This window comes from Ensifer sp. R-19, from assembly GCF_049905105.1.
In the GTDB taxonomy this organism is placed as follows: domain Bacteria; phylum Pseudomonadota; class Alphaproteobacteria; order Rhizobiales; family Rhizobiaceae; genus Ensifer.
On the sequence record NZ_CP184569.1, the window covers coordinates 1363296 to 1386148 of the forward strand.

Genomic DNA, 22853 nt, shown 5'->3' on the forward strand with positions numbered 1-22853 from the left:
CCATGGCCTTGTGCATGAACGACGGGGCTTCGTCTTTGTGGCTTCGCGCCGGGCGACGCCCGCTCTATGCTCTCTCAATGAGCGAATCAAAAGCATTTATCTCGGGCTGCAAGGGCCTTTCTCTTAACGAAGACGAACGCCAGTTCTTTGCCGGCGAGCGGCCATGGGGCTTCATCCTGTTCGGGCGCAATATCGGCGAGGAGCAGCAGATCGCCGATCTGGTGGCGTCGCTTCGCGACAGCATCGGCAATCCGAACGCACCTGTGCTCATCGACCAGGAAGGCGGGCGCGTGCAGCGCATTCGCCCACCGCTCGTCCAGCAATACCCGAATGGCGCGGCGATCGGCGAAATCTACCGACGCGACCGGGAGCTCGGTCTGCGCGCTGCCTGGCTGATGGGACGCCTCCACGCCTTCGACCTGATGCGCTTCGGCATTACCGTCGATTGTCTGCCGGTGCTCGATGTGCCGGTGCCCGGCAGCCACGACGTCATCGGCAATCGCGCTTATGGTCACGACCCTGAGACCGTAACGGCGATCGGCCGTGCGATGGGCGAGGGGTTGAAGGCCGGCGGCATGCTGCCTGTCATGAAGCACATGCCCGGTCACGGCCGCACCTTCGTCGACTCGCACCACAATCTGCCTGTGGTCAGTGCTACTTTCGAAGAACTTGCTGGCAGCGACTTCCTGCCCTTCGTTGCCATGAAGGACGAGGTGATGGCGATGTCGGCGCACATGGTCTTCACGACGATCGACCCGGACAATCCGGCGACAACCTCGGCGAAGGTCGTCCGCGAGATCATTCGCGGTCACATCGGTTTCGACGGTCTCTTGATGTCGGACGACGTCTCGATGAACGCGCTTGCCGGCGATATGACCGCTCGCGCGCGCAACATCATCGCCGCGGGGCTTGATCTCGTCTTGCATTGTCATGGCATAATGGAAGAAATGAAGGCCGTCGCCGACGTGGTGCCGGTTCTCGCCGGCGAGAGCCTGCGTCGGGCGAAGGCTGTCGAAGCGGCGTTCCGGGCGCCTGACGATGCGAGCGAAAGCGATCTACGGACGGAGTTTAACGGCCAGTTCGCGACGGTGTAAGGTAGGCGCGGCCGGCAGGAAAGGATTGGACTGTCAGTGAGCAATGCGGGCGAAAGACAAGGCAAGCCTGCGTCGAAGGCGCCGATGGAGCCCCTGTGGCAGGAAGAGACTTCAGAGCGCGGGCTGCATGAAGAAGCGCTGGTGGTTGATCTTGCCGGTTTCGAAGGCCCGCTCGATCTCCTGCTTCATCTTGCCCGCAGCCAGCGTGTCGATCTTTCGCGCATCTCCGTACTTGCACTCGCCGAGCAATATATCGCCTTCATCGAGCGGGCGCGCAGCATCCGCATCGAGCTTGCCGCCGACTATCTCGTCATGGCGGCATGGCTTGCCTATCTGAAATCGCGCCTGCTGATCCCACAACAGGCGAAGGACGACGGTCCAACGGGCGAGGAAATGGCCTCGGCCCTGGCTTTCCGGCTGAAACGCCTGGAGGCGATGCGTGAGGCGGCAACAAGGCTCATCAATAGAAACCGGCTCGGCCAGGATGTCTTCGTTCGCGGTGCCCCGGAACATATCGTCACCGAGAAGAAGTCCGGCTTCGATGCCTCGCTCTATGATCTCCTGAGCGCCTATGCGAGCCTGCGTCAGCGTCAGGCGATCACGCAGGTGACGATCGAGAAGCGCCATGTGTGGTCGCTTGCCGACGCGCGCCTGATACTGGCGCGCATGATCGGCGGTCTCGACGATTGGACAGCGCTCGATCATTTTCTCATCCGCTACATGACGACGCCGAAGGAGCGGGCAACGGCGATCGCCAGTTCCTTCGCAGCTTCGCTCGAGATGGTTCGCGAGGGCCGGCTGGAGATCCGCCAGGAAGAGGCCTTTGCGCCCATCTATCTTCGGCGCGGACCGAACCCGATCGATGCGGAGACGCTTGCCGAAATGGAGGCAGCCCGTGGCTGAAGCCCAAAAGTACGTGCCCGAAGCTTCCGACGAGGACGATGAGATCGGAGCGACGCCGACCTTCGATCCTCGGATGGAGCAGGAAGCCGAGCGGATCGCGGAAGCCCTGGTGTTTGCTTCGGCGCAGCCGGTGTCGGAGACCTATATCGAAAGTCGCCTGCCGCGTGGTGCCGATGTCGGTCGCATCATGATGCGGCTGAAGGCGCTCTACGCGACGCGCGGCGTCAACCTGGTTCAGGTCGCCGACCATTGGGCTTTCCGCACGGCAGCCGATCTCTCCTTCGTCGTGCAGACCGACGAACAGGAGGTCCGCAAGCTCTCGCGCGCTGCGCTCGAAGTTCTTTCCATCATTGCCTACCACCAGCCGGTGACCCGCGCGGAGATCGAGGATATCCGCGGGGTTCAGACGTCGAAGGGCACGCTCGACGTGCTGATGGAAGCGGGCTGGGTCCGCTTCAGGGGACGCCGGCGCACGCCGGGCCGGCCGGTCACCTTCGGCACCACCCGCGATTTTCTCGATCACTTCGGTCTCGAAGAACTGCGCGACCTGCCGGGTATCGAGGAGCTGAAGGGGGCGGGGCTGCTTTCCGGCCGCGTGCCGTCCAATCTCAATATTCCCGTTCCGGTAGGCGAAGACGAACTTGCCGAGAACGAAGACCCCATCACCCAGCTGGACCTTGAAGAACTGGGGCTCTTGACACCGAAGGGCGAAGAAGCTGATTAAAACCTGAATGGGGATATCGGCTTTCCCTGGCGCCCGGCCGTTTCAGCGGGCGCGACTGGTGTCAAGGAATGCAAGCATGGTTTCAGATCCGCAGGACGCTCCCGTCATGACAACGCGACGGACGGCGGGTGTATCCTTCGCGGCGAGCCTGGCCTTCGAAGATATTCATCACAGCTATCACGCCAAGGAAACGATCAAGGGCGTCAGCCTGGCGGCCAAGGCCGGCGAGGTCCTTTGCCTGCTCGGTCCGTCTGGGTCCGGCAAGACGACCTTGCTGCGTATCGCCGCAGGGATCGAGAAGCAGAGCACGGGACGCCTTCTGCTCAATGGCCAGGAGATTTCCGGCCCCACGGTTTTCCTGCCGCCCGAAAAACGCGGTGTCGGGCTGATGTTCCAGGACTTCGCGCTCTTCCCGCACATGTCCATTCGCGACAACGTCCGCTTTGGCCTGACGGCGCTGCCAAAGAAGGAAGCCCTGAACCAGGCGGACGCGGCACTCGAGCGTGTGGGGCTCTCCCACTACGCTAACCAGTACCCGCACGTGCTTTCCGGCGGCGAGCAGCAGCGTGTGGCGCTTGCGCGCGCGCTTGCGCCGCGTCCTGCCGTGCTTCTGATGGATGAACCGTTTTCCGGCCTCGACTCGCGTCTGAAGGATTCGATCCGCGCCGATACGCTCGCTATCCTCAGAGAGACCCGGGCGACGGCGATCGTCGTCACCCACGATGCGGAAGAAGCGATGCGCATGGCCGATCGAATTGCGCTGCTGCAAGATGGGCGACTTGTCCAGGTTGGTACGGCAGATGAGCTTTACCGCCATCCGAGAAACCTCTTTGCGGCCGGTTTCTTCTCGGAAATCAACGTGTTCAATGCGCAGGTTCGCAATGGCCGCGTCGATACGCCGGTCGGCACCGTAGCGGCCGGGCGCCACGGCGAAGGGGAGCGCGTTTCGGTCGCGGTGCGGCTTTCCGGGGTGCGCGTCGGCGAGGAGAATGGCGACACGCCTGCGCGCATCGTTTCCCGCCGGTTCATCGGTGTGGTGGAGTTGTTGGAACTGGCCGTGCCGGGCTGCGAGGACATTGTGCGCGCCCGTATCCGCGCGGACCAATTGCCGCAAGGATTGCGTGACGTAATGCTTTCGGTTAACGAGCGGGATATATTGCTGTTTGAAAAAGACGCATCAACGTCTTAGGGTCGATCGCAAGGCGCGATTGTCCGTGGCACGCCTGAAATTTGACATGTGGCAGGCTCTTAATTTTGATGAGAGCCTCAAGGGAGTAAGAGCATGGGGTCCTTAAGCATCTGGCACTGGCTAATCTTTTTGGCGGTGGTCCTGCTATTGTTCGGCCGTGGCAAGATTCCGGAATTGATGGGCGACGTTGCCAAAGGCATCAAGAACTTCAAGAAGGGCATGAGCGAGGACGACGCCGGTTCGGCTGACAAGACGATCGACAACAAGACGGTCGACCACAAGTCAGACGAAGTTCGCTAACGATCAAGCGTCCGTAGGGCCCGGCTGGCATTGATGCCAGGCGGGCTGGGTCATGGATTTGCAGGACATATCAAATGCTTGATATCGGCTGGACCGAGCTTGTCGTCATTGCAATCGTTCTCATTGTCGTTGTCGGGCCGAAGGATCTGCCGCCGATGCTGCGGGCATTCGGGCGCATGACCACGAAATTGCGTGGCATGGCCTCCGAGTTCCGTCAGCAGTTCGATGAAGCGTTGCGCGAAGCGGATCTGGACGACGTCCGAAAAACGATCAGCGATGCGCAAAGTCTCAACCCGGCCAATGCGCTCAGGGATGCGATGAATCCGCTTCGCCAGATCGGCAACGATATCAAATCGGACCTGCAGAAGGCTGCGACGCCTGACAAGCCCGCCACGACGGGTACCACCGAGCCCGCGACTGCGGAGCCGGTCATGGCCGCTCCGGTAGCTGTCGCGGAAGCGAAGCCCGCAGATGCGGTCGCCGCTGCGGCCGTAGGCTCTGCCACTCGTCAGCTCGAGCGCGCCGAGGTTGCCGTCCCGGCTGAAAAGCCCAAGCGGATGCCAAAGGCGAAGGCCGATCCGGCACCGGTGGCAAAGAAATCTGCAACGCCAAAGGCGGCTGCGCCCAAAACTCCGGCAAAGGCACCCGCAAAGGCGGTGGCCGAGAAGAAGTCGTCGAAGCCCGCTCCAGCCGAGCCGGCTACCAAGACGTCCAAGCCGCGCGCCAGCACGCGCAAGAAAGGTGAAGCATGAGCGGCGATATCGAGGACCGGCCGCAGCCGCTGATCGAGCATCTGATCGAATTGCGCAGACGCCTGATGTGGGCCGTCGGCGCGTTCTTCATGGCGTTCCTCGTCTGCTTCTACTTTGCCAAGGGCCTCTTCAACCTTTTGGTGCTGCCGTTCAAATGGGCAGTGGGCTGGGCCGGCCTGAACCATCGCAATGTCGAGCTGATTTATACGGCCCCGCAGGAATTCTTCTTTACCCAGATCAAGGTGGCGATGTTCGGCGCTATGGTCATCGCCTTTCCCGTGATCGCCGCGCAGATCTACAAGTTTGTCGCCCCAGGCCTCTACAAGAACGAACGCGCTGCCTTCCTGCCATTCCTGGTCGCGTCGCCGATACTGTTCCTCATGGGGGGCGCCCTGGTCTATTTCTTCTTCACGCCCATGGTTATGTGGTTTTTTCTGGCCATGGAGCAGGGCGGCGGCGAAGGGCAGGTGGCAATCCAGCTCCTGCCAAAGGTATCGGAATACCTGAGTCTGATCATGTCGCTGGTCTTCGCTTTCGGCCTCGTCTTCCAGTTGCCGGTGGTGACGACGTTGCTTGCGCGCGTCGGGCTCGTCACTTCCCAGGGCCTCAAGGATAAGCGAAAGTACGCGATCGTCATTGCGTTCTTCGTCGCAGCCATCTTGACGCCGCCCGATCCCGTTTCCCAGATCGGCCTTGCACTGCCAGCCATCCTTCTCTACGAAATTTCGATCTATACGGCGCGACTCATCGAAAGACAGCGGGCAGCGGACGCGCTCAAGAGCGAAGTTGCCGAGTCGCAGGAAGGATCTTCCGGAGAGGTCGGCCCCGCCAAGGGCTGAGCATTCGAGATTTCGCGCCGTGAGTTGACCAACGCGTGGAACGACAATGCTTGATATTAAATGGATCCGTGAAAATGCCGAGATGCTGGACGCCGCCCTGGCGAAGCGGGGCGCGGAGCCTTTGTCGGCGTCGCTGATCGCCCTCGACGAACGCCGCCGCACGATCCTTCAGTCGCTGCAGGACATGCAGTCGCGCCGCAACGCTGCGTCCAAGGACATCGGCGCCGCTATGGCGCAGAAGAACGCCGAGCTTGCCGAAAAACTGAAGGCCGAGGTGGCCGAACTCAAGAACGCCATGCCGGCGCTTGAGGAAGACAGCCGCAAGGTGGAAACAGAGCTCAACGACGCGCTCTCCCGCATTCCGAACATCCCGCTCGAGGACGTTCCGGTCGGCGAAGATGAGACCGGCAACGTCGTCAAGCGCGTGGTCGGCAACAAGCCCACCTGGAATCACCAGCCGCGCGAGCATTTCGAGATCGGCGAGGCGCTCGGCCTCATGGATTTCGAAGGGGCTGCCCGCATTTCCGGCTCGCGCTTCACGATCCTGAAAGGCCAGCTGGCCCGGTTCGAGCGTGCGCTCGGCCAGTTCATGCTCGACCTGCACACCCAGGAACACGGCTACACCGAAGTGCAGCCGCCGCTCCTCGTGCGCGACGATGCGATGTACGGTACGGGACAGCTGCCGAAATTTGCCGAAGACCTGTTCCGCACGACGGACGGTCGCTGGCTGATCCCGACTGCAGAAGTGCCGCTCACCAACATCGTTCGCGAGCAGATCCTCGAAGGCGAAAAGCTGCCGCTGCGCTTCACCGCGCTGACGCCGTCCTTCCGCTCGGAGGCGGGTTCGGCCGGTCGCGACACCCGCGGCATGCTGCGCCAGCACCAGTTCAACAAGGTCGAATTGGTTTCGATCACCGATGCCGAAACTTCGGTGGATGAGCACGAGCGCATGACGGCGTGTGCGGAAGAGGTGCTGAAGCGCTTGGGTCTGCACTACCGTGTGATGACGCTCTGCACCGGCGACATGGGCTTCGGTGCACGCAAGACCTATGATCTGGAGGTCTGGCTGCCGGGACAGGATACCTACCGCGAGATTTCGTCCTGCTCGGTCTGCGGCGATTTCCAGGCCCGCCGGATGAATGCCCGCTACCGCACCAAGGAAGACAAGGGCACGCGCTTCGTTCATTCGTTGAACGGATCCGGTGTCGCCGTCGGGCGCGCGCTGATCGCCGTCATCGAAAACTATCTGAACGAAGACGGTTCGGTATCGGTGCCGGATGTGCTGGTGCCCTATATGGGCGGCCAGACGCGCATCGAGAAGGCCGTCTGAGCGGACGTCAAGGGAAGGACGGCAACCATGCGGATCCTGCTGACAAACGATGACGGCATTCATGCTGAAGGTCTCGCTGTGCTCGAAAGGGTCGCCAGGACGATCTCGGACGATGTCTGGGTCGTGGCACCCGAAGCGGACCAGAGCGGTTTGGCGCATTCGCTGACCCTGTCGGAGCCGCTGCGGCTCCGGCAGATCGCCGAGAAGCGCTTTGCCCTCCGGGGCACGCCGACGGATTGCGTCATCATGGCGGTTCGCAAGGTGCTGGATCGCAAGCCTGATCTCGTGCTCTCCGGCGTCAACATCGGTGCCAACATGGCCGATGACGTGACCTATTCCGGCACGGTTGCGGGCGCTATCGAGGGCACGTTGCAGGGTATTCGCGCGATCGCGCTCAGCCAGGCCTATCACCACGCCGTCGGCAAGGCTGTGCCTTGGGATGTGGTGGAGACACACGCGCCGGGCCTGATCCGCAAAATGATGGCCGTGGACCTGCCCGATGGCACGTTCCTCAACGTCAATTTCCCGAACTGCTCGGCTGACACCGTTGCCGGGATCGAGGTAACGTCGCAAGGCAAGCTCGACTTTGGCCTGTCGATCGATGAGCGGACGGACGGCCGTGGTTTTCCCTACTTCTGGCTGCGCTTCGGCGAGCGGTTCGGCGATTTTCGCGCCGGAACCGACATTCACGCTCTGCGCGAGAATCACATCTCGGTGACGCCGCTCAAGCTCGACCTGACGGACTATAGCGTCCAGGACCGTCTGATGCGGGCTTTGAACGAAGGGGCTCATTGATTGAGCGTGCGCGTTTCGGAACAGGAAGGCTTTGCCAAGATGGTGCTGCGGCTGCGCGCCGCCGGCATCATCAATCATGACCTTCTCAAGGCGGTCGAGCAGACCTCGCGCGGCCAGTTCGCGCCGCCGCAATATCAGGCCGAGGCTTACTCGCAGCGCACGATTCCGCTCGAGTGCGGCTCGTTCATGGAAGGCTATGATTTCGCGGTGCGGTTGCTGCATTGTCTGAACCTGAAGACAGGACAGCGCATCCTCGAGGTCGGTACCGGCAGCGGCTTTACCGCGGCTGTGATGGGGCGGGTGGCTGAACGCGTCCTGACGATCGACCGCTATCAGACACTCGTCGGTACGGCGCAGAAAAACCTTGAGAAATCAGGCGTTCGCAACGTCATCGTTCGCCATGCGGATGGCAGCGCCGGGGTGCCGGGCGAGGGCACGTTCGACCGCATCCTGATCACCGCTGCCTTCAATAGCCTGCCGCGCATGTTTTCCGATCATCTCGTCTCAGGCGGAACCTTGGTGGTGCCGATCATGATGAGTGAGACTCATTGCCGGGTCGTTCGGGTCAACCGAACGGGAAGCCGCTTCGATCGCGAGGATCTGTTCGATGCGCCCTACCTTCCGATCGTGCCGCAGCTCGCGTCGTTCCTGTGATACGGCCGCTGCCGAACATCTCCGCCGGCACTTTGGTGCGTTAAGGAATTCTTAACCGCGTCCAGCCTCGCGCAAGCTTCGCGCCATACCCCTCCACTGCACGATAGGTTCCGCCCGCGAGTCGTCGCTCTTGCACGACTGGGATGTTGCTGCCGGATCGTGAGATTGACGGAGACGGCAAATGCAGATCGCGAACAGGCTGACGGCCGCAGCATCGGGCGACGGGCTGAATAATCTTGCAGGGCGCAACGCCGGCCAGGCGAATTCCGCCGGCAAGGACGAACAGTCCGCACAGGCGCTCGCGGCGAGTCTCTTCGACCCCACTCCGCGCATCTCGCTTTCCGCCGATGCTCTGCTCTATCTCAGCCAGACGAAGAAGGCATCGGACGGACAGCCGGCGCTCAGCCGCGACGAGTGGAACAACCGCCTGTCTCCGCAGCTGGCGTTGCGCGAATACCAGGCCTTCGGCAAATTTCTCGATGCCGGGGATCATGAGGGCTACTACAAGAACTTCATCGACTACTACGACAGCCTTCGTCCCGAAGATCAGGACAGCCTGCGCTATTTTGGGACGCGTGAGGCCGCCGTGGCCGGTCTGCGGTCGCTTGAATATGAACGGGCGAGCGGTGCGGACGGCGACACCACGTTCCAGACGCTGGTGAGTGTCCTGCTTGAAGAAGACAAGACCGCTCAGTCCGAAACCCCGGTCCGTCCCGAGGGGCGTCCGATTTTCGCCTGGGATCTGACAAGCATCAGCTATGAAGATGAACCAACGGAGCGGCGTTCCGTTTCGGAAATCGAGCGTCTCTATTCCGAACTGAGCTAGGTTCTCGCGATTGCCGCACGCGGGGCTTCTGCGCCCGCGAAGCGTGGCGGGACGCTCGCGGCGTGCGGCCAGGCCGATCGGCATTCTCAGATGGCCGGCCGGGCCTATGGTTAGCGTTTCGTCAAATTAGTCCTTTGGTGGTGCTGACCTTAACCGGGCGGTAACTCTAATACGCTTTAATCATCCCACATCGAGTTGCGTTCGGAGTGGGTAAGCGTCATGCGTCAGTTTGTATCTCCCGGGGTTGGAAAGTCCACGATCCGCCTTTGCGTGGCGGTCCTGCTAGCAGGCGCCGCAACGGGCTGCAGTTCGGATGCCAGCCGATTTGATGGCCTGTTCTCCCGGTCGGACAACATCACCACAAATTCAATTCCGCGCGATGCGACGCCGGTTCCGCGTGGCGACGTGGCAGTCGGCCAGATGGCGGCAGCTTCTCCGGCGGATAACGGTGCTCTCGGCCAACCCTATCCGACTGCAAGCGCGCAGGGTGGCTATGATCCAGTGAATACCGCTTCCACTCCGGTGTCGGCTGCCCGTGGTGCGTCAACGCCGATCTCCGTCCAGCGCACGACCCTGGCCGATCCGAGCGCGACGACGCGTCAGCGTCCGGAAGCGCAGCCGTTCCCCGCTGCTCGTCAGCAGGCGGCAATCGCGACGCAGCAGACGCTCCCGGCGGCCGTCAACGAAACCGCAAGCAAGAGCGGCTGGACGACGCAGAATGCGCCGACGATCATGGTTCGGCCCGGCGACAACGTCGCAGTTCTCTCCAAGCGCTTCGGCGTTCCCGAGAAGGAAATTCTGAAGGCCAACGGTCTGCAATCGGCTGCTCAGGTCGAAACCGGCCAGCGCCTGGTCATCCCGACCTTTGGTTCCGTCGGTAGCCCTGCGAAGGGGGCTGCGACCAACTCGATCGCTGGTCTCGATGGTAGCAAGCGCCAGCCTTCGCCCTTGCCCAACGATCAGCGCGACGTTGCAATCCTGCCGGGCTCCGCCCAGTCTCGCGACAAGAACGCTGGCAAGACGGATGTCGTTGCGGGCAAGCCGGCAACGAACGGCGAAGGCAGTGGCGGCGGCACCTACACCGTGAAGCCCGGCGACTCGCTCAATCGCATTGCCAAGACGACGGGCGTGTCTGTCGCAGCCCTCAAGCAGGCGAACGGTCTGAGCGCAGAATCGATCCGCGTCGGCCAGACGCTGCAGTTGCCGGGCGCGGCGGGTGCCGCGCCGGACCAGGTCAAAACCGCATCGGTTCCGAGCAAGAAGACTGAGCAGCCGCAGGTTGCCTCACTCGAAAAAGGTAAGCCGGCAGAATACCAGCCGCCGGCCGCCAAGCAGAGCGTTACGGACGTTGCTGCGCTCAAGGCGGATGTCGATGAGGACTCGCCGAAGTCGACCGGGATCAGCAAATATCGCTGGCCTGTTCGCGGCGCAGTGGTCGCCGGCTACGGCGCCAACGTCGACGGCAACCGCAACGACGGCATCAACATCTCGGTGCCTGAGGGCACGCCGATCAAGGCGGCGGAGAACGGCGTCGTCATCTACTCGGGCAGCAGCCTGAAGGAACTCGGCAACGCTGTCCTGGTCCGCCATGACGACGGCACGGTCACGGTCTACGGCAACGCTTCCGAGCTCAAGGTTCAGCGCGGCCAGAAGGTACAGCGCGGCCAGACGCTCGCGGCTTCCGGCATGACCGGTCGCGCCAGCCAGCCGCAGGTACACTTCGAGGTGCGCAAGAATGCGACCGCGGTCAACCCTTCGACCTTCCTCGAATAGTCCGGCCTCCGGGTCCGACTGGATCTACTGCATGTCTCCTTAAATCGACCTCGATCTAAGGACAAAGACATGCAGAAAATCAAAGTGCTACAGCGACCTTTGCGCGTCTGATAAGACGCGCGGCGCTGTAGGAAGCGTAAGAATCAGAAACCGCCCGCCGGATTTCGGCGGGCGGTGTTTTTTGTCTATGGTCGAGCAGATTTGGCCAGCGATCCGATCGCTAAGGCCTATGCGTCCAGTCGATGGCGCATGCGTCCGGCAAGATCCTGAATGAATTGCCAGGCGACGCGGCCGGACCTTGCGCCGCGGGTCGTCGCCCATTCGAGCGCTTCCGCATGCAGGGTCTCGGCCTCGACGGCGAAGCCATAGTGCTTTGCATAGCCATCGACCATGGCAAGGTAGTCTTCCTGGCTGCACTTGTGGAAGCCAAGCCACAGCCCGAAGCGATCGGACAGCGACACCTTTTCCTCGACCGCTTCGGAAGGATTGATGGCGGTCGACTGCTCGTTTTCCATCATGTGGCGCGGCAGCAGATGGCGCCGGTTCGATGTCGCGTAGAGCAGCACGTTCGACGGGCGTCCTTCGACACCACCGTCGAGTACGGCCTTCAGCGATTTGTAGGACGTGTCGTCATGATCGAAGGACAGGTCGTCGCAGAAGACGATCACGGGCACCGGTGCGGTCTTGAGGATGTCCATCAGCGCGGGCAGGGTGGCGATGTCCTCCCGATGCACCTCGACGAGCTTGACCGCGACGCCGGTATCGCGGGCGACCTGCGCATGCACGGATTTCACCAGCGAAGATTTGCCCATGCCACGGGCGCCCCACAGGAGAACGTTGTTGGCAGGAAAACCTTCGGCGAAGCGCAGCGTGTTGTCGAGCAGGATGTCACGGACGTGATCGACACCTGATATCAGCGACAACTCGATACGGTTGGGCTTGGCGACCGGTTGCAGGTGATGTGTGGCCGGAGCCCAGACGAAGCATTCGGCGCCGTCCCATTCATTGCTTGCTGCGGCTGGACCGGCCATGCGCTCGATCGCCGCGGAAAGCTTCTGCATTTCCCTGATGAGAACGTCGATCTTTGCTTCCGGCATATGTCTATCTCCAACAACTGAATCAATCATTTGGTCGCGCTGCAATGAAAACGGGACGCCTGAAACGGCACGCGATTGCCCCGCAATTGCGACGCTACCGTTAACAGACACCCGGTAGCACGCGGGTTTGCGCTGGAAAAGGCCGCAGAGCCCCGTGCGGGGGGTTCTCCTCTTGTGCAAATTGTGTCAGAGGCACAGGAACGGGTAAGGGTGCCGCCGCTTTGCAGAGCGGCCGCGCGCCCCTATATTCCGGCCGATTTGGTGCGGAGGAACCGCCGATATTTGAACTCAAGGAGTGATCGATGTTCATTACCGAAGCTTTTGCGCAGACAGCCGGTGCCCCTTCCACCGGCGGCGCGGACATTCTCATGTCCATCCTGCCGTTCCTGCTGATCTTTGTTGTCATGTATTTCCTGATCATCCGTCCGCAGCGCGCCCAGATGAAGCGCCGCGAGGAGCTGTTGAAGAACATCCGTCGCGGTGATCAGGTGGTGACCGGCGGCGGCATCGTCGGCAAGGTTACGAAGGTCGTCGATGACAACGAACTCGAAGTCGAAATTGCCGAAGGCGTGAAGATCCGCGTCGTTCGCAGCGGCGTATCTGAAGTTCGCGTCAAAGGCGAACCTGTGAAAGAATAAGGGACACGGACAGCCACCATCCGACGAACAACTGGAGCGTTTGAGGCATGCGCAGATTTCCGCCGTTGAAACGTATCCTCGTCTGGTTGGTGGCTCTCGCCGGCATCGCCTTCGCGTTGCCGAATGTTCTGAGCCGTGAAGAGGCAGCCGGATTACCGTCCTGGATGCCGCATCGCCAGGTGGCGCTCGGCCTTGATCTCCAGGGAGGCTCGCACTTCATGCTGCGGGCCGCGCGCAGCGACATCGTCGCCGAGAGGCTCGAAGCGGTCGCCAGCGAAGTCGGCAAGTCCCTGCGCGATGCCGATATCGCCTATATCGGCCTATCGGGCGAAGGTCAGTCGATTTCGTTCCGGGTTCGGGACCGTGCGCAACTCCCCGCCGCTCGCGATAAGCTGAAGACACTGACGGCGCCGGTCGATGCCGGCGGATTTGGCTCCGGGTCGATTTCCGAAGTTGTGTTTGACAGCGCCGACGAGGATGAACTCGTCCGTCTGCGCCTGACCGACGAAGGCATCGACTACCGGCTGTCACTGGCCCTTGCACAATCGATCGATGTGGTGCGTCGCCGCGTCGCTGAAGTTGGCGTTCTGGAGCCGCTGATCCAGCGCCGTGGCGAAGATCGGCTCATCGTCCAGGTGCCGGGGCTCGACGACCCGCAACGACTGAAAGATCTGCTCAGCCAAAGCGCACATCTGACTTTCAGATTGCTGGATACGTCCGTGCCGGTTGAGCGAGCCGTCGATGGCCAGGTGCCAGCGGGCGCAGAAGTCCTCTATTCCTATGACGATCCGCCGGTTCCCTATCTAGTCCAGAAGGAACCATTGCTGGCGGCGGCCAGTTTTGTCGCCGCGCAGCCGGAAGCAGATGCCGGCGCCGATACGGCGTCGGTCGCGGTCAAGCTCGAGGCGGCCGCGCAGCAGCGGGTTGCCGCGGTCACGGAGCAGCAGCCCGAGGCGAAGATTGCGATCGTTCTTGATGGCCAGGTTGCCGCAACGCCCAAGCTTTCGGATGCCGTCAAAGGCGACACGGCGCGTATCTCCGCCGAGCTTCCGGCCGACTCTGCTGCGGATCTTGCCGCCCTCATCAGGACCGGACCGCTCCCGACACCGCTGACTTTCGTCGAGGAGCGGACGGTCGGCCCTGGTGTCGGTGACGACGCGATTGCCTATGGCCTCAAGGCCGGCTTTGTCGCGGCGATCGCCGTCGCCGCCTCGATGATCTTCTTTTACGGCGTTTTCGGTGTCTTTGCCGTCATCGCGCTCGCCTTGAATATCGTCTTGATCCTTGCGGCGCTTTCCGTGTCGGGGGCGACGCTGACCCTGCCGGGGATTGCCGGCATCATCCTGACGATCGGCGTCGCGGTCGATTCGAACGTGCTGATCTACGAGCGCCTTCGCGAGGAGGTTCGTGGTGGCGAGCCGTTGCTCCGCACGATCAACAACGCCTTCTCTCGCGTCTTCAGCAGCATTTTCGACGCCAACCTGACGATGCTGATCGCCAGCGCCATCCTGTTCTACCTCGGTTCCGGGCCAGTGCGCGGTTTCGCCGTCACTCTCGCGATCGGCAGCGTCACGACGCTTTTCACCGCCTATACGGTGACCCGTCTGATCGTGAAGCGTTGGCTCCGGCAGTGGAAGTCGGAACGCCTGCCGAAGGGCATTCGAACCGGGCGCTTCAGCGATCTGGACATCCGTTTTATGCGGATCCGTAATCCGGTGTTCATCCTGATGGCCGCCTTGTCGGCGGCCTCGGTGCTCCTGCTTGCGGGTATCGGGCTCAATCTGGGTGTGGACTTCAAGGGCGGCTCGATCATCGAGCTGCACTCCAAGGGCGGTCCCGTCGACGTTGCCGACCTCCGCACCCGCCTCGACGAGCTGAACTTTGGCGAGGTCCAGGTCCAGCAACTGGGCTCGGGCGAGGATGTGCTGGTGCGGGTTCCGTCTCAAGAAGCGGGCGACAATGCCGAGCAGACCGCAGCCAGCGTCATCAGGACGGAGCTGGCCGACGAATACGACTTCCGCCGCGTCGAAGTGGTTGGCCCGGTTGTTTCGAGCGAGCTGACGCGCGCGGGAACGCTTGGGCTCGCAATCTCCTTCGTGGCGATCCTGCTCTATGTCTGGCTGCGTTTCGAGTGGCGCTTTGCCGTCGGTGCGATTATCGCAACCGTGCACGACGTGCTGCTGACGATTGGGTTCTTGGTGCTGACGGGCATCGAGTTCAATCTCGGCAGTATCGCCGCCGTTCTCACCATCGTCGGCTACTCGTTGAACGATACAGTTGTGATCTACGATCGCATTCGCGAGAATCTCGGCCGCTATCGCCGCATGCCGCTTTCGGTGCTGATCGATACGTCGATCAACCAGACACTCTCGCGCACGATCCTGACGGCGCTGACGACCATTCTGGCGCTCGCCGCGCTCTATCTCTTCGGCGGCGGCCTCATTCGCTCATTCAGCATCACCATGCTGTTTGGTGTCGTCGCCGGGACGATCTCCTCTATCTATATCGCCGGCCCGATCCTCATCCTCTTCGGGAAGCGGACCGACCACATTCCGGGGGACGAAAACGCGTCCGGCGCGGATACGGGTGCTGCCGGCGCGGCAAAGGGTACAGTTTGAAATGCCCAAGGGTATTGAAATTCGCGAAGCGCATTTTCCGGGCCGCGCACCGATCGATGCCTATGGCAACGGCGGCTTTCGCTTTGCGGACATGTCGCATCGCGGCTCGATCCTGATGCTGCCCTCGGGCGTCTATGCGTGGGACGTGGCCGAAGGCGATCCCCTGGCCGTCGAGAAATTCCTCAGGGTCATCGATGAGGCGAAAGACATCGAAGTGCTGCTGGTTGGCACCGGTAAGGACATCCGCCCGCTGCCCGCAGACCTGAAGGCCGCGCTGCGTGCCGTCAATGTATCGTCGGATCCGATGAGCACCGGGGCTGCGGTTCGCACCTACAATGTGATGCTGGCCGAATCGCGTGCTGTCGCCGTCGCGCTGATCGCTGTCTGATCGGGCATTCGGGGAAGACGACGTGCAAGATATTTCCGCTCAGATCCTGGCCGACCTCAGGGATACGGACCGCGACCGCTATCTCGCCTGCCTGCTTGCCCCCGCCGACAAGCAGCGCTCGCTCGCGGCACTCTATGCGTTCAACGCGGAAATCGCGCGAATTCGCGATCTCGTGCATGAGCCGATTCCAGGCGAAATCCGCATGCAGTGGTGGCGCGATCTCATCGGCAACGATGCAGCCTCCGGTGAGGGGCATCCGCTCGCCGAAGCGCTTCTGCAGTGCATTCGCGAGCACAGGCTGCCGGTCTCGGTCCTGCAGAACATGATCGATGCCCGGATCTTCGATCTCTATGACGACCCCTTGGAAGACCGCTCGGCGCTCGAAGGTTACGCCGGCGAGACCGCTTCGGCCTTGATCCAGCTCTCGTCGCTGGTGCTCGACCCGCAGAATGCGGCCAAATCGGCGGAAGCCGCTGGTCACGCCGGTGTGGCGCAGACTGTCGCCGGCCTCCTGATGCTGTTGCCGCTGCATCTGAGACGCGGCCAGGTCTATTTGCCGGCAGAACTGCTGCGCGCGACCGGCCTTGATCGGGAAACGCTTATTGCCGGCAAAGACAGCGACGGTATCGGCCGGGCGATTAGGGCATTTTCTGGGTTCGGGCGGGATCATCTGGCCAAGGCACGGGCTCAGATGGCGGCGATCTCGCCGTCGAATTTTCCGGCGTTCGTGCCGCTCGCGCTGGCCGAGCCGATCTTCGATCGCGCCGAGGCGGCTGGCGCTGGACTTTTGAAGGCGCCCATTCGCCCGGCGCAATGGCTACGGCAATGGTGGATGTGGCGTGCCGCTCGGCGTCGTCGCTTCTAGGGCAATTCCTGGAAAAGTGTGAAACGGTTTTCCGTCCGGAATTGCGTAATTTCAAAAAACTTAGATCACTTCAGTGTTTCGATGAAACAGTGAAATGATCTAGCGCGGCAAGGCAGCCGGCTGTAGCGGAACGCCTGCCCGGTAAAAACCCGATGCGTTCCGCGTCGGCGCGCCCGACGGGACGCCAAATTGGCACAAGCCTCGTAGTCTATAGAAGCGGTTTATCGGCGTCATGCCGAGCGAAGGGGAGCGCCCGCGGATGCTTTGGTTATTGCTCATCGCCGTCATTGTTCTGGCCGGCGCATTCTACATGTGGATGAACGCTCGTGCGGAGCGGGATTGGGACAATCCCGATGCAGGTTCTGCGATGGTGGAATTCGGGCGCGCATTTCCGGATGAAGCGATCCGGGCGCTGCATTCCACCGCGGACCGGAAGGCGATCTTCCTGAGGCTGCACGACGGCAAGGCGGGCTTCATCCAATCGCATGGCACGCACTATGTCTGCCACGTCATCCAGCCTGGAAAGGTCCGGGTGAACAGCTCGGAGACCGGCCGCGGGCTGATCGTGCATTTCCCGGACTTTGCCTATCTGGACAATGCCTTCGAGTTCCAGAACGCCGGCGAGGCGGCGGAAGTTTCTCTCTGGCTGCTCGGCAGCTTCAACCCGAAATCGGAATTCACGCAGCCCGACTCGGAACCGTCCCCTACGGCGCAGGCGAGCGAGTAGCGACATCACAGATCCATTCAAAAGAAACGGCCCGCTGGCGTCATCGCGAGCGGGCCGTTTCGTGTTCTGGTATAATATTCGCCGTCAGGCGGACTTGCCGAGCCATGCGGCGCAATCTGCGAGCGCACGCGACGCCGTTGCCTGCTTCTTGGCAGCGGCCTTTTCCTTGCCACGGAAGCGCTTGGCGCCCTCCGGCTTGGTGATTGCTCCCGGATCGAGCGGCGGGAACAGGCCGAAATTGACGTTCATCGGCTGGAACGAACGTTTGCCCGGCTCATCGTCGGAAACGATGTGCCCGCCGGTGATATGGTTCAGCAGCGCGCCGAAGGCGGTGGTCGCTGGCGGTGCGGCCAAAGTCGCGCCCTTGCGCTCAGCGGCGGCGAAGCGCCCGGCGAGCAGGCCGATGCTGGCGCTCTCCACGTATCCTTCGCAGCCGGTGATCTGACCGGCAAAGCGCAGGCCCGGGCGCGACTTCAGCGTCAGCGTTCGGTCGAGCAGCGTCGGCGAATTGATGTAGGTGTTGCGGTGCAGGCCGCCGAGGCGTGCAAATTCGGCATTCTCCAGGCCCGGGATCATCCGGAAGACTTCCGCCTGGGCGCCGTATTTCAGCTTCGTCTGGAAGCCGACCATATTGTAGAGCGTGCCAAGCGCGTTGTCCTGGCGCAACTGCACGACGGCATAGGGCTTGACCGTGGGGTTATGGGCATTGGTGAGGCCCATCGGCTTCATCGGTCCGTAACGCAGCGTCTCGCGGCCGCGTTCGGCCATGACCTCGATCGGCAGGCAGCCATCGAAATAGGGCGTACCTTCCCATTCCTTGAAGCCGGTCTTGTCGCCGGCAACCAGCGCGTCGACGAAGGCGTGGTACTGCTCCTCGGTCATCGGGCAGTTGATGTAGTCCTTGCCGGTGCCACCGGGGCCGACCTTGTCGTAGCGCGACTGGTACCAGCAGACGTCCATGTCGATCGTCTCGGTGTAGACGATCGGCGCGATGGCGTCGAAGAAAGCGAGCGCATCGGCGCCCGTTTCCGTGCGGATGGCTTCTGCAAGATCGGGTGCCGTCAAAGGGCCGGTCGCGATGACCGCGAGGTCCCATTCCCTCGGCGGCAGGCCGGTGATTTCTTCGCGCACGACCGTGATCAGCGGATGGGCCGCAATCGCAGCGCTGACGGCGTCAGAGAATCCGTCGCGATCGACGGCGAGCGCGCCGCCGGCCGGAACCTGGTTGGCGTCGGCGGACTTCATGATCAGTGAGCCGGCAAGGCGCATTTCCGCATGCAGAACGCCGACCGCATTGCTAGTCGCATCATCCGAGCGGAACGAGTTGGAACAGACGAGTTCGGCAAGGCCGTCGGTCTTGTGCGCGTCGGTGCCGCGCACGCCGCGCATCTCGTGCAGTATGACCGGGACTCCGGCCTCGGCGATCTGCCAGGCAGCCTCCGAACCGGCAAGGCCGCCGCCGACGACATGGATGGGAGAATGGGAAGAGGTGTCTTTGCTCATGGGCGGCTTCCTATCACGGCTCGGCCCTTCGTTCCAATGTCAATAAACGAAAACGGCGCCCGAAGGGCGCCGTTTTGGAAGTCAGTTCGAACCGTTGAGATTAACGGAAGGAACGGGCCGCAATGTTGCGGATATCGTAGCGGGTGATGCCGATATCACTGAGAGCGTGGTTCGACAGGTTGCCGAGCTCGCTGACGGTGCGGCGGTAGTTGATCCAGCTTTTTGCGATACGAATCGGGTTCATGACTTTTTCCTCAAGATCGGTTTGTCGCGACAGCCATCTGTCTGCGTCGTTGAGGTTCTTATACGCTTGTCTAATTAGAAGGTGGAGTGCAAAGAAAATGCAGCTGCTATGCATTTGTGCAGTGCATCGCCGCATAGATGGGCACCGCTTCAAAAGGCAGCATCAATTAACGACTGATTAAAATGCGGTTTGCTACGCTCTAGTGTTTTGTTTTTCATATCTTTTTGGAATTCGAGCGCGAGCGGTCGCAATGCGCGCCACGAGGGTGGCGCTCGCTGCTCGCTCCGGTGTCGCCGGCCAGGTGCGCAACAGCGTTTCGCAAGTGCGAAAGGGCGGCGGTGACGCCAGAGCAAGAGGCAAAAGAAAACGCCCCCCGGAATGAACCGGAGGGCGTTTACTGGAGGTCGGTCGCGCTTGAAGCGCAGCCTGAATTACTTGATCGCCTGGCGGGCAACGTACGGGATGTCGCCACGGCCGATGCCGAGGTCGCTCAGCTCACGGTCGCTCATGCGGCCGAGTTCGTTGCAGGTCTGACGATACTTGCGCCAATTGTTGAAAGAACGTGCGAGGTTCATGATCCTATCCTTTCTAGGGTCGTGTGCCAGCGCTCATCTCTCTTGCTGGCCGTCATCTGATGCTCTGGAATATAATCGTTTTGACCAGAAGTTACAGAGATAATGCTGCATCGCACCCATGCAGCACGTGCAAGCCTGAGCGCGGCGGACAGATGTCGGATGGCGTTCGAAACGCACCTGCAATCAGGTTCTGATGATTGAAGCTTTCGACCCAAATCGAGGGCCGGAAAACAAACAACGCCCGCTGGGGGAGGAGATCCAGCGAGCGTCGCTTTGTTCTGATCGGCAACCGGGAGGAGGAGTGTCGCCGATCCAAATCGAGGGGCGCTGGGAGGAGGAGTGCGCCGCCCCGATCGATGAGTTGAAGATAGTATGGAGCCGGGCGGAAGGGTAGCGCTGATCCAGAATGGCACCTATGCACCGAGTGCATGGCTGCGAGCGAATACAGAGAAAGTGTGCACGAATATTGTGCAATTGCGCAAAGTCGGAGATTTTCTTGCTGTGGGAGGGCTGAAAACAATAACGCCCGCTGGGGGAGGAGGTCCAGCGAGCGTCATTTGAAGTGATTGGCAACTGGGAGGAGGAGTGTTGCCAATCTGATCGGAGGAGCGTTGGGAGGAGGAGTACGCTCGACCGAATTCCGTCGGGTTTTGCCCGGGCCTTTCTCAGTAAACTGAGGCGTTTGGCCGTTTCCGCCGGCGACCGTCTGGCTTCATGCCGTCGTTCGCCTTTGATGATTTGAATATAGGGGCTTTAAATCGATTTGTGCAGTGCAATATCCGCATGGAAGATATGCGCATCGCGCAAGCCGTTCATCAGTCCCTTTCGGCTCGGGGCCTCAGTCGCGACAGAGCGATTGTGTTTCCGCGCCGATACGTGGTTAGTTGGTGACGCAACGGGATCATTTCAAGCATTGGATTCTTAGGGCTGGGGGCAGGATGTATCGCGCGCGTCTCGAGCGAGACTTCAAACACTGGATCGACAAGGGGCTGCTGCAGGAAGATGCCGCGCGCGCCATGCTTGCCGAGTATGACGGACGCGAGTCGACGTTCCGGGCAGGGCGCGTTTTGCTTATGCTGGCGGCCCTCCTGTTATCCGCATCGATCCTGTTGCTTGTTGCCGCCAATTGGGAGGAACTGCCGCGCCTCGCGCGCGTCGCCGGCATCGTCGCCCTGATCTGGGGCTTCCACTTTGCTGCTGCCTGGCTGATCCAGAGTGGCAGGACGACATTTGCCGCCGCGGCGCTGGTTCTGGGCGCGGCGGCCTTTGGCGGCGGCATCGCGCTCATCGGGCAGATGTATCATTTGTCGGGCGACGCGGCGGATGCAGCGCTGCTCTGGTTCGTCGGCGCCTGCCTTTCGGCGCTCGCGTTTCGCTCTGCAGCGATGGCAACGGTCGCTGGCGGGCTCGCGTGGTTCTATTTCGGTACCATGTTGACGGAAAATGGTTTCAGCACGGCTTCTGACTGGCGCTTGTGGTCCGTGCCGGTTCTGGCCGTGATCGTCGTTCTTCTGGTACGCTTCACGGAGGCGGGCAGGGCCCGGCATCTGGCCTATCTGCTCGTCCTTTCCTGGCTCGGCTGGCTCTATCTGGATAGTCCGTCACTTGCTTTCGCGGTCGGCCTCGCAGTCCTCGGCCTTGCGGCCTTTCTGGCGGCGACCCTGCCGGGTTCGCCCGTGCGCCAACTTGCGCTCGAGGCGGGTTCAGCGCCCGCTTTCTATTCCTTCGCGCTCGCCCTGCTTGGTTTCACCGGACTTCAATACGAGGCGGTTGGGCTGACGACGGAGGTCGCGACCGGAACAGGCACGCTGTTGGTTGCGCTCCTGGGCATTGCGCTTGCCGGTGCGCAGAACGGGGCGGTGCGTTATCTCGGTTACATCGCCTTTGCCGGCGAGCTTCTCTATCTCGCCTTCGAAACCTTGGGATCGATGCTTGGCACATCGGGCTTCTTCCTGATTTCGGGCCTGGTCGTCGCGTGCATCGCCTGGCTGGTCATTCGGATCGAGGGGCACATGGCGCGAACGCGCCAGGCGGAGGTTTCCCAATGAACAGTGGCGCATCGACGAGACGTTGGCTGAACCCGCTACTCGCCGCCCTGCTTGTCGCCGGCGTCCAGACGGCGGCGCTCGGCTACATGATCGAAAGCAGGGCTTCGATCCTCAGAAGCGGGCGGGATGTTCTTCTGAAGACCGTGCCCGTCGATCCGCGCGACCTGCTCAGGGGCGACTACGTGATACTGAGCTACGATATTTCCAGGTTGCAGCCGGAACTGTTCAAAGGTGGTCTTCCGACACAATCGGGCGAGGTGATGCTCTATGTTCGGCTGGAGAAGCAGCCCGACGGTTTCTGGACGGCGACCGAAGCGTCGTTCCAGCCGCTGCCGGTGACCGGCGACAGCGTCGTGCTCCACTCGCTTCCATTCTCCTACTATCCGTCGCCGTCGCCGCTACCCATGACCGTGGATTACGGCATCGAGCGCTTCTACGTGCCGGAGGGTGAAGGGCGCACGTTGGAAGAGGCGCGCAATGCCGAGGCGCTCTCCGTCAACATCCGCGTTGATGGCAAGGGCAGGGCACAGATTCGCGAGATCGCGGTCAACGGCAGCCCGGTCTATGAAGAGCCCCTTTATTGAGGCTCCGCGAACGCGCTCCGATCCGTCGTGGAATTCCGCATTTTCCCTTTGATCCCGTGAAAACGAGTGATATAGAGACGCCGCGCTCGGGAAAGCCCTGAACTTTCAGCATGCCCATTGTATCCGCGGTATTCCGCTGGTTGGACTTGCGGAAATACGGTCAGGCGGTGCGATTGTCTGAACGCGGGTATGGTGAAATTGGTAGACACGCCAGATTTAGGTTCTGGTGCCGCAAGGCGTGGGAGTTCAAGTCTCTCTACCCGCACCAGACAGCGATCGCGCCTAAAGTCCGGATTCTGCGAGGATGAAGGGGGCTGGAGTGCCATTTTGCTTGCAAAACGGTTGCAGAACTGCGTAAAGCCACTCCCGGCAAATGGATCGGCTCAC

The 22853-nt window shown here is 61.7% G+C and carries 23 protein-coding genes and 1 tRNA gene; 20 read left to right on the forward strand and 4 right to left on the reverse strand.

Features of this window, described 5'->3' with window-relative positions:
- The first annotated feature begins 77 nt into the window (after positions 1-77).
- The 12 genes from nagZ to ACN9MO_RS06740 all read left to right on the forward strand — a co-directional run bounded on the left by nagZ (position 78) and on the right by ACN9MO_RS06740 (position 11179).
- Entirely contained in the window at positions 78-1094 is a 1017-nt protein-coding gene (gene nagZ, locus ACN9MO_RS06685) for a beta-N-acetylhexosaminidase (RefSeq protein WP_112995897.1), read from the forward strand.
- 84 nt (positions 1095-1178) lie between these two features.
- A complete protein-coding gene (locus ACN9MO_RS06690) occupies positions 1179-1997 on the forward strand; it encodes a segregation and condensation protein A (protein ID WP_112995935.1) in 819 nt (272 codons plus the stop codon).
- Positions 1990-2721 (forward strand): SMC-Scp complex subunit ScpB, encoded by a 732-nt coding sequence (gene scpB, locus ACN9MO_RS06695; protein WP_057255812.1) that lies wholly within the window; start codon positions 1990-1992, stop codon positions 2719-2721. Before ACN9MO_RS06690 ends, scpB begins: the two co-directional genes overlap by 8 nt.
- Before the next feature lie 76 nt (positions 2722-2797).
- A complete protein-coding gene (locus tag ACN9MO_RS06700) occupies positions 2798-3910 on the forward strand; it encodes an ABC transporter ATP-binding protein (protein WP_112995896.1) in 1113 nt (370 codons plus the stop codon).
- 93 nt (positions 3911-4003) lie between these two features.
- Positions 4004-4210: a twin-arginine translocase TatA/TatE family subunit gene (locus ACN9MO_RS06705; RefSeq protein ID WP_057255816.1), complete on the forward strand. Its 207-nt coding sequence runs from the start codon at positions 4004-4006 to the stop codon at positions 4208-4210.
- A 74-nt stretch (positions 4211-4284) separates the two neighbouring features.
- Positions 4285-4962, forward strand: a complete 678-nt coding sequence (gene tatB / locus ACN9MO_RS06710; protein ID WP_057255818.1) for a Sec-independent protein translocase protein TatB — start codon at positions 4285-4287, stop codon at positions 4960-4962.
- A complete protein-coding gene (gene tatC / locus ACN9MO_RS06715; RefSeq protein ID WP_057255820.1) occupies positions 4959-5801 on the forward strand; it encodes a twin-arginine translocase subunit TatC in 843 nt (280 codons plus the stop codon). The genes tatB and tatC overlap by 4 nt, the downstream gene beginning before the upstream one ends.
- Positions 5802-5847: 46 nt before the next feature.
- A complete protein-coding gene (serS, locus tag ACN9MO_RS06720) occupies positions 5848-7131 on the forward strand; it encodes a serine--tRNA ligase (protein WP_093232422.1) in 1284 nt (427 codons plus the stop codon).
- 27 nt (positions 7132-7158) lie between these two features.
- Complete coding sequence (gene surE / locus ACN9MO_RS06725) at positions 7159-7926, forward strand: 5'/3'-nucleotidase SurE (RefSeq protein WP_057255825.1); 768 nt, start codon at positions 7159-7161, stop codon at positions 7924-7926.
- 39 nt (positions 7927-7965) lie between these two features.
- Positions 7966-8580: a protein-L-isoaspartate(D-aspartate) O-methyltransferase gene (locus ACN9MO_RS06730; RefSeq protein WP_425987116.1), complete on the forward strand. Its 615-nt coding sequence runs from the start codon at positions 7966-7968 to the stop codon at positions 8578-8580.
- 181 nt (positions 8581-8761) lie between these two features.
- Complete coding sequence (locus ACN9MO_RS06735; RefSeq protein WP_057255829.1) at positions 8762-9406, forward strand: hypothetical protein; 645 nt, start codon at positions 8762-8764, stop codon at positions 9404-9406.
- Positions 9407-9625: 219 nt separating this feature from the next.
- The gene (locus ACN9MO_RS06740) at positions 9626-11179 is read left to right on the forward strand and encodes a peptidoglycan DD-metalloendopeptidase family protein (RefSeq protein ID WP_058320622.1); all 1554 of its coding nucleotides are present in this window, start codon (positions 9626-9628) and stop codon (positions 11177-11179) included.
- 227 nt (positions 11180-11406) lie between these two features.
- Here the strand turns inward: ACN9MO_RS06740 and ACN9MO_RS06745 are convergent, their stop codons facing one another.
- On the reverse strand, positions 11407-12276 hold the full coding sequence (locus ACN9MO_RS06745; protein WP_065376916.1) for an ATP-binding protein: 870 nt from the start codon (positions 12274-12276) through the stop codon (positions 11407-11409).
- 302 nt (positions 12277-12578) lie between these two features.
- Between ACN9MO_RS06745 and yajC the strand changes: the two genes are divergently transcribed.
- The 5 genes from yajC to ACN9MO_RS06770 all read left to right on the forward strand — a co-directional run bounded on the left by yajC (position 12579) and on the right by ACN9MO_RS06770 (position 17512).
- Positions 12579-12914: a preprotein translocase subunit YajC gene (gene yajC, locus ACN9MO_RS06750; protein WP_057255835.1), complete on the forward strand. Its 336-nt coding sequence runs from the start codon at positions 12579-12581 to the stop codon at positions 12912-12914.
- Positions 12915-12961: 47 nt separating this feature from the next.
- A complete protein-coding gene (gene secDF / locus ACN9MO_RS06755) occupies positions 12962-15532 on the forward strand; it encodes a protein translocase subunit SecDF (RefSeq protein ID WP_113131805.1) in 2571 nt (856 codons plus the stop codon).
- A gap of 1 nt (position 15533) precedes the next feature.
- A complete protein-coding gene (locus tag ACN9MO_RS06760; protein WP_057255838.1) occupies positions 15534-15920 on the forward strand; it encodes an Mth938-like domain-containing protein in 387 nt (128 codons plus the stop codon).
- Positions 15921-15942: 22 nt separating this feature from the next.
- On the forward strand, positions 15943-16785 hold the full coding sequence (locus tag ACN9MO_RS06765; protein WP_113131806.1) for a phytoene/squalene synthase family protein: 843 nt from the start codon (positions 15943-15945) through the stop codon (positions 16783-16785).
- 259 nt (positions 16786-17044) lie between these two features.
- Positions 17045-17512, forward strand: a complete 468-nt coding sequence (locus ACN9MO_RS06770) for a hypothetical protein (RefSeq protein WP_058326614.1) — start codon at positions 17045-17047, stop codon at positions 17510-17512.
- A gap of 84 nt (positions 17513-17596) precedes the next feature.
- Here ACN9MO_RS06770 and trmFO read toward each other — a convergent pair whose 3' ends face one another.
- The 3 genes from trmFO to ACN9MO_RS06785 all read right to left on the reverse strand — a co-directional run bounded on the left by trmFO (position 17597) and on the right by ACN9MO_RS06785 (position 19834).
- On the reverse strand, positions 17597-19015 hold the full coding sequence (gene trmFO / locus ACN9MO_RS06775; RefSeq protein WP_113131807.1) for a methylenetetrahydrofolate--tRNA-(uracil(54)-C(5))-methyltransferase (FADH(2)-oxidizing) TrmFO: 1419 nt from the start codon (positions 19013-19015) through the stop codon (positions 17597-17599).
- 100 nt (positions 19016-19115) lie between these two features.
- On the reverse strand, positions 19116-19259 hold the full coding sequence (locus tag ACN9MO_RS06780; RefSeq protein ID WP_082616298.1) for a DUF1127 domain-containing protein: 144 nt from the start codon (positions 19257-19259) through the stop codon (positions 19116-19118).
- Between the two features lie 431 nt (positions 19260-19690).
- Complete coding sequence (locus ACN9MO_RS06785) at positions 19691-19834, reverse strand: DUF1127 domain-containing protein (RefSeq protein ID WP_065376908.1); 144 nt, start codon at positions 19832-19834, stop codon at positions 19691-19693.
- A gap of 938 nt (positions 19835-20772) precedes the next feature.
- On the opposite strand from ACN9MO_RS06785, the gene ACN9MO_RS06790 reads away from it, so the two are divergent.
- The 3 genes from ACN9MO_RS06790 (at position 20773) to ACN9MO_RS06800 (ending at position 22734) form a co-directional block, all read left to right on the forward strand.
- Positions 20773-21882 carry a DUF2157 domain-containing protein gene (locus tag ACN9MO_RS06790; protein ID WP_113131808.1) on the forward strand — a complete coding sequence of 370 codons (1110 nt, stop codon included), beginning with the start codon at positions 20773-20775 and terminating at the stop codon, positions 21880-21882.
- Entirely contained in the window at positions 21879-22466 is a 588-nt protein-coding gene (locus ACN9MO_RS06795) for a GDYXXLXY domain-containing protein (protein WP_113131809.1), read from the forward strand. The genes ACN9MO_RS06790 and ACN9MO_RS06795 overlap by 4 nt, the downstream gene beginning before the upstream one ends.
- Before the next feature lie 183 nt (positions 22467-22649).
- Positions 22650-22734, forward strand: a tRNA-Leu gene (locus ACN9MO_RS06800).
- Positions 22735-22853 lie beyond the last annotated feature (119 nt).

Bases quoted from the DNA above. Each gene is read 5' to 3' on its own strand.
- ACN9MO_RS06730 (WP_425987116.1), top strand. From the start codon at position 7,966: ATGGTGCTGCGGCTGCGCGCCGCCGGCATCATCAATCATGACCTTCTC.
- ACN9MO_RS06705 (WP_057255816.1), top strand. From the start codon at position 4,004: ATGGGGTCCTTAAGCATCTGGCACTGGCTAATCTTTTTGGCGGTGGTC.
- ACN9MO_RS06780 (WP_082616298.1), bottom strand. From the start codon at position 19,259: ATGAACCCGATTCGTATCGCAAAAAGCTGGATCAACTACCGCCGCACC.
- tatB (WP_057255818.1), top strand. From the start codon at position 4,285: ATGCTTGATATCGGCTGGACCGAGCTTGTCGTCATTGCAATCGTTCTC.
- nagZ (WP_112995897.1), top strand. From the start codon at position 78: ATGAGCGAATCAAAAGCATTTATCTCGGGCTGCAAGGGCCTTTCTCTT.
- ACN9MO_RS06690 (WP_112995935.1), top strand. From the start codon at position 1,179: ATGGAGCCCCTGTGGCAGGAAGAGACTTCAGAGCGCGGGCTGCATGAA.
- yajC (WP_057255835.1), top strand. From the start codon at position 12,579: ATGTTCATTACCGAAGCTTTTGCGCAGACAGCCGGTGCCCCTTCCACC.
- ACN9MO_RS06795 (WP_113131809.1), top strand. From the start codon at position 21,879: ATGAACAGTGGCGCATCGACGAGACGTTGGCTGAACCCGCTACTCGCC.
- ACN9MO_RS06745 (WP_065376916.1), bottom strand. From the start codon at position 12,276: ATGCCGGAAGCAAAGATCGACGTTCTCATCAGGGAAATGCAGAAGCTT.
- ACN9MO_RS06785 (WP_065376908.1), bottom strand. From the start codon at position 19,834: ATGAACCTCGCACGTTCTTTCAACAATTGGCGCAAGTATCGTCAGACC.
- trmFO (WP_113131807.1), bottom strand. From the start codon at position 19,015: ATGAGCAAAGACACCTCTTCCCATTCTCCCATCCATGTCGTCGGCGGC.
- surE (WP_057255825.1), top strand. From the start codon at position 7,159: ATGCGGATCCTGCTGACAAACGATGACGGCATTCATGCTGAAGGTCTC.
- ACN9MO_RS06700 (WP_112995896.1), top strand. From the start codon at position 2,798: ATGGTTTCAGATCCGCAGGACGCTCCCGTCATGACAACGCGACGGACG.
- tatC (WP_057255820.1), top strand. From the start codon at position 4,959: ATGAGCGGCGATATCGAGGACCGGCCGCAGCCGCTGATCGAGCATCTG.
- ACN9MO_RS06790 (WP_113131808.1), top strand. From the start codon at position 20,773: ATGTATCGCGCGCGTCTCGAGCGAGACTTCAAACACTGGATCGACAAG.
- ACN9MO_RS06760 (WP_057255838.1), top strand. From the start codon at position 15,534: ATGCCCAAGGGTATTGAAATTCGCGAAGCGCATTTTCCGGGCCGCGCA.
- secDF (WP_113131805.1), top strand. From the start codon at position 12,962: ATGCGCAGATTTCCGCCGTTGAAACGTATCCTCGTCTGGTTGGTGGCT.
- ACN9MO_RS06770 (WP_058326614.1), top strand. From the start codon at position 17,045: ATGCTTTGGTTATTGCTCATCGCCGTCATTGTTCTGGCCGGCGCATTC.
- serS (WP_093232422.1), top strand. From the start codon at position 5,848: ATGCTTGATATTAAATGGATCCGTGAAAATGCCGAGATGCTGGACGCC.
- ACN9MO_RS06740 (WP_058320622.1), top strand. From the start codon at position 9,626: ATGCGTCAGTTTGTATCTCCCGGGGTTGGAAAGTCCACGATCCGCCTT.
- ACN9MO_RS06735 (WP_057255829.1), top strand. From the start codon at position 8,762: ATGCAGATCGCGAACAGGCTGACGGCCGCAGCATCGGGCGACGGGCTG.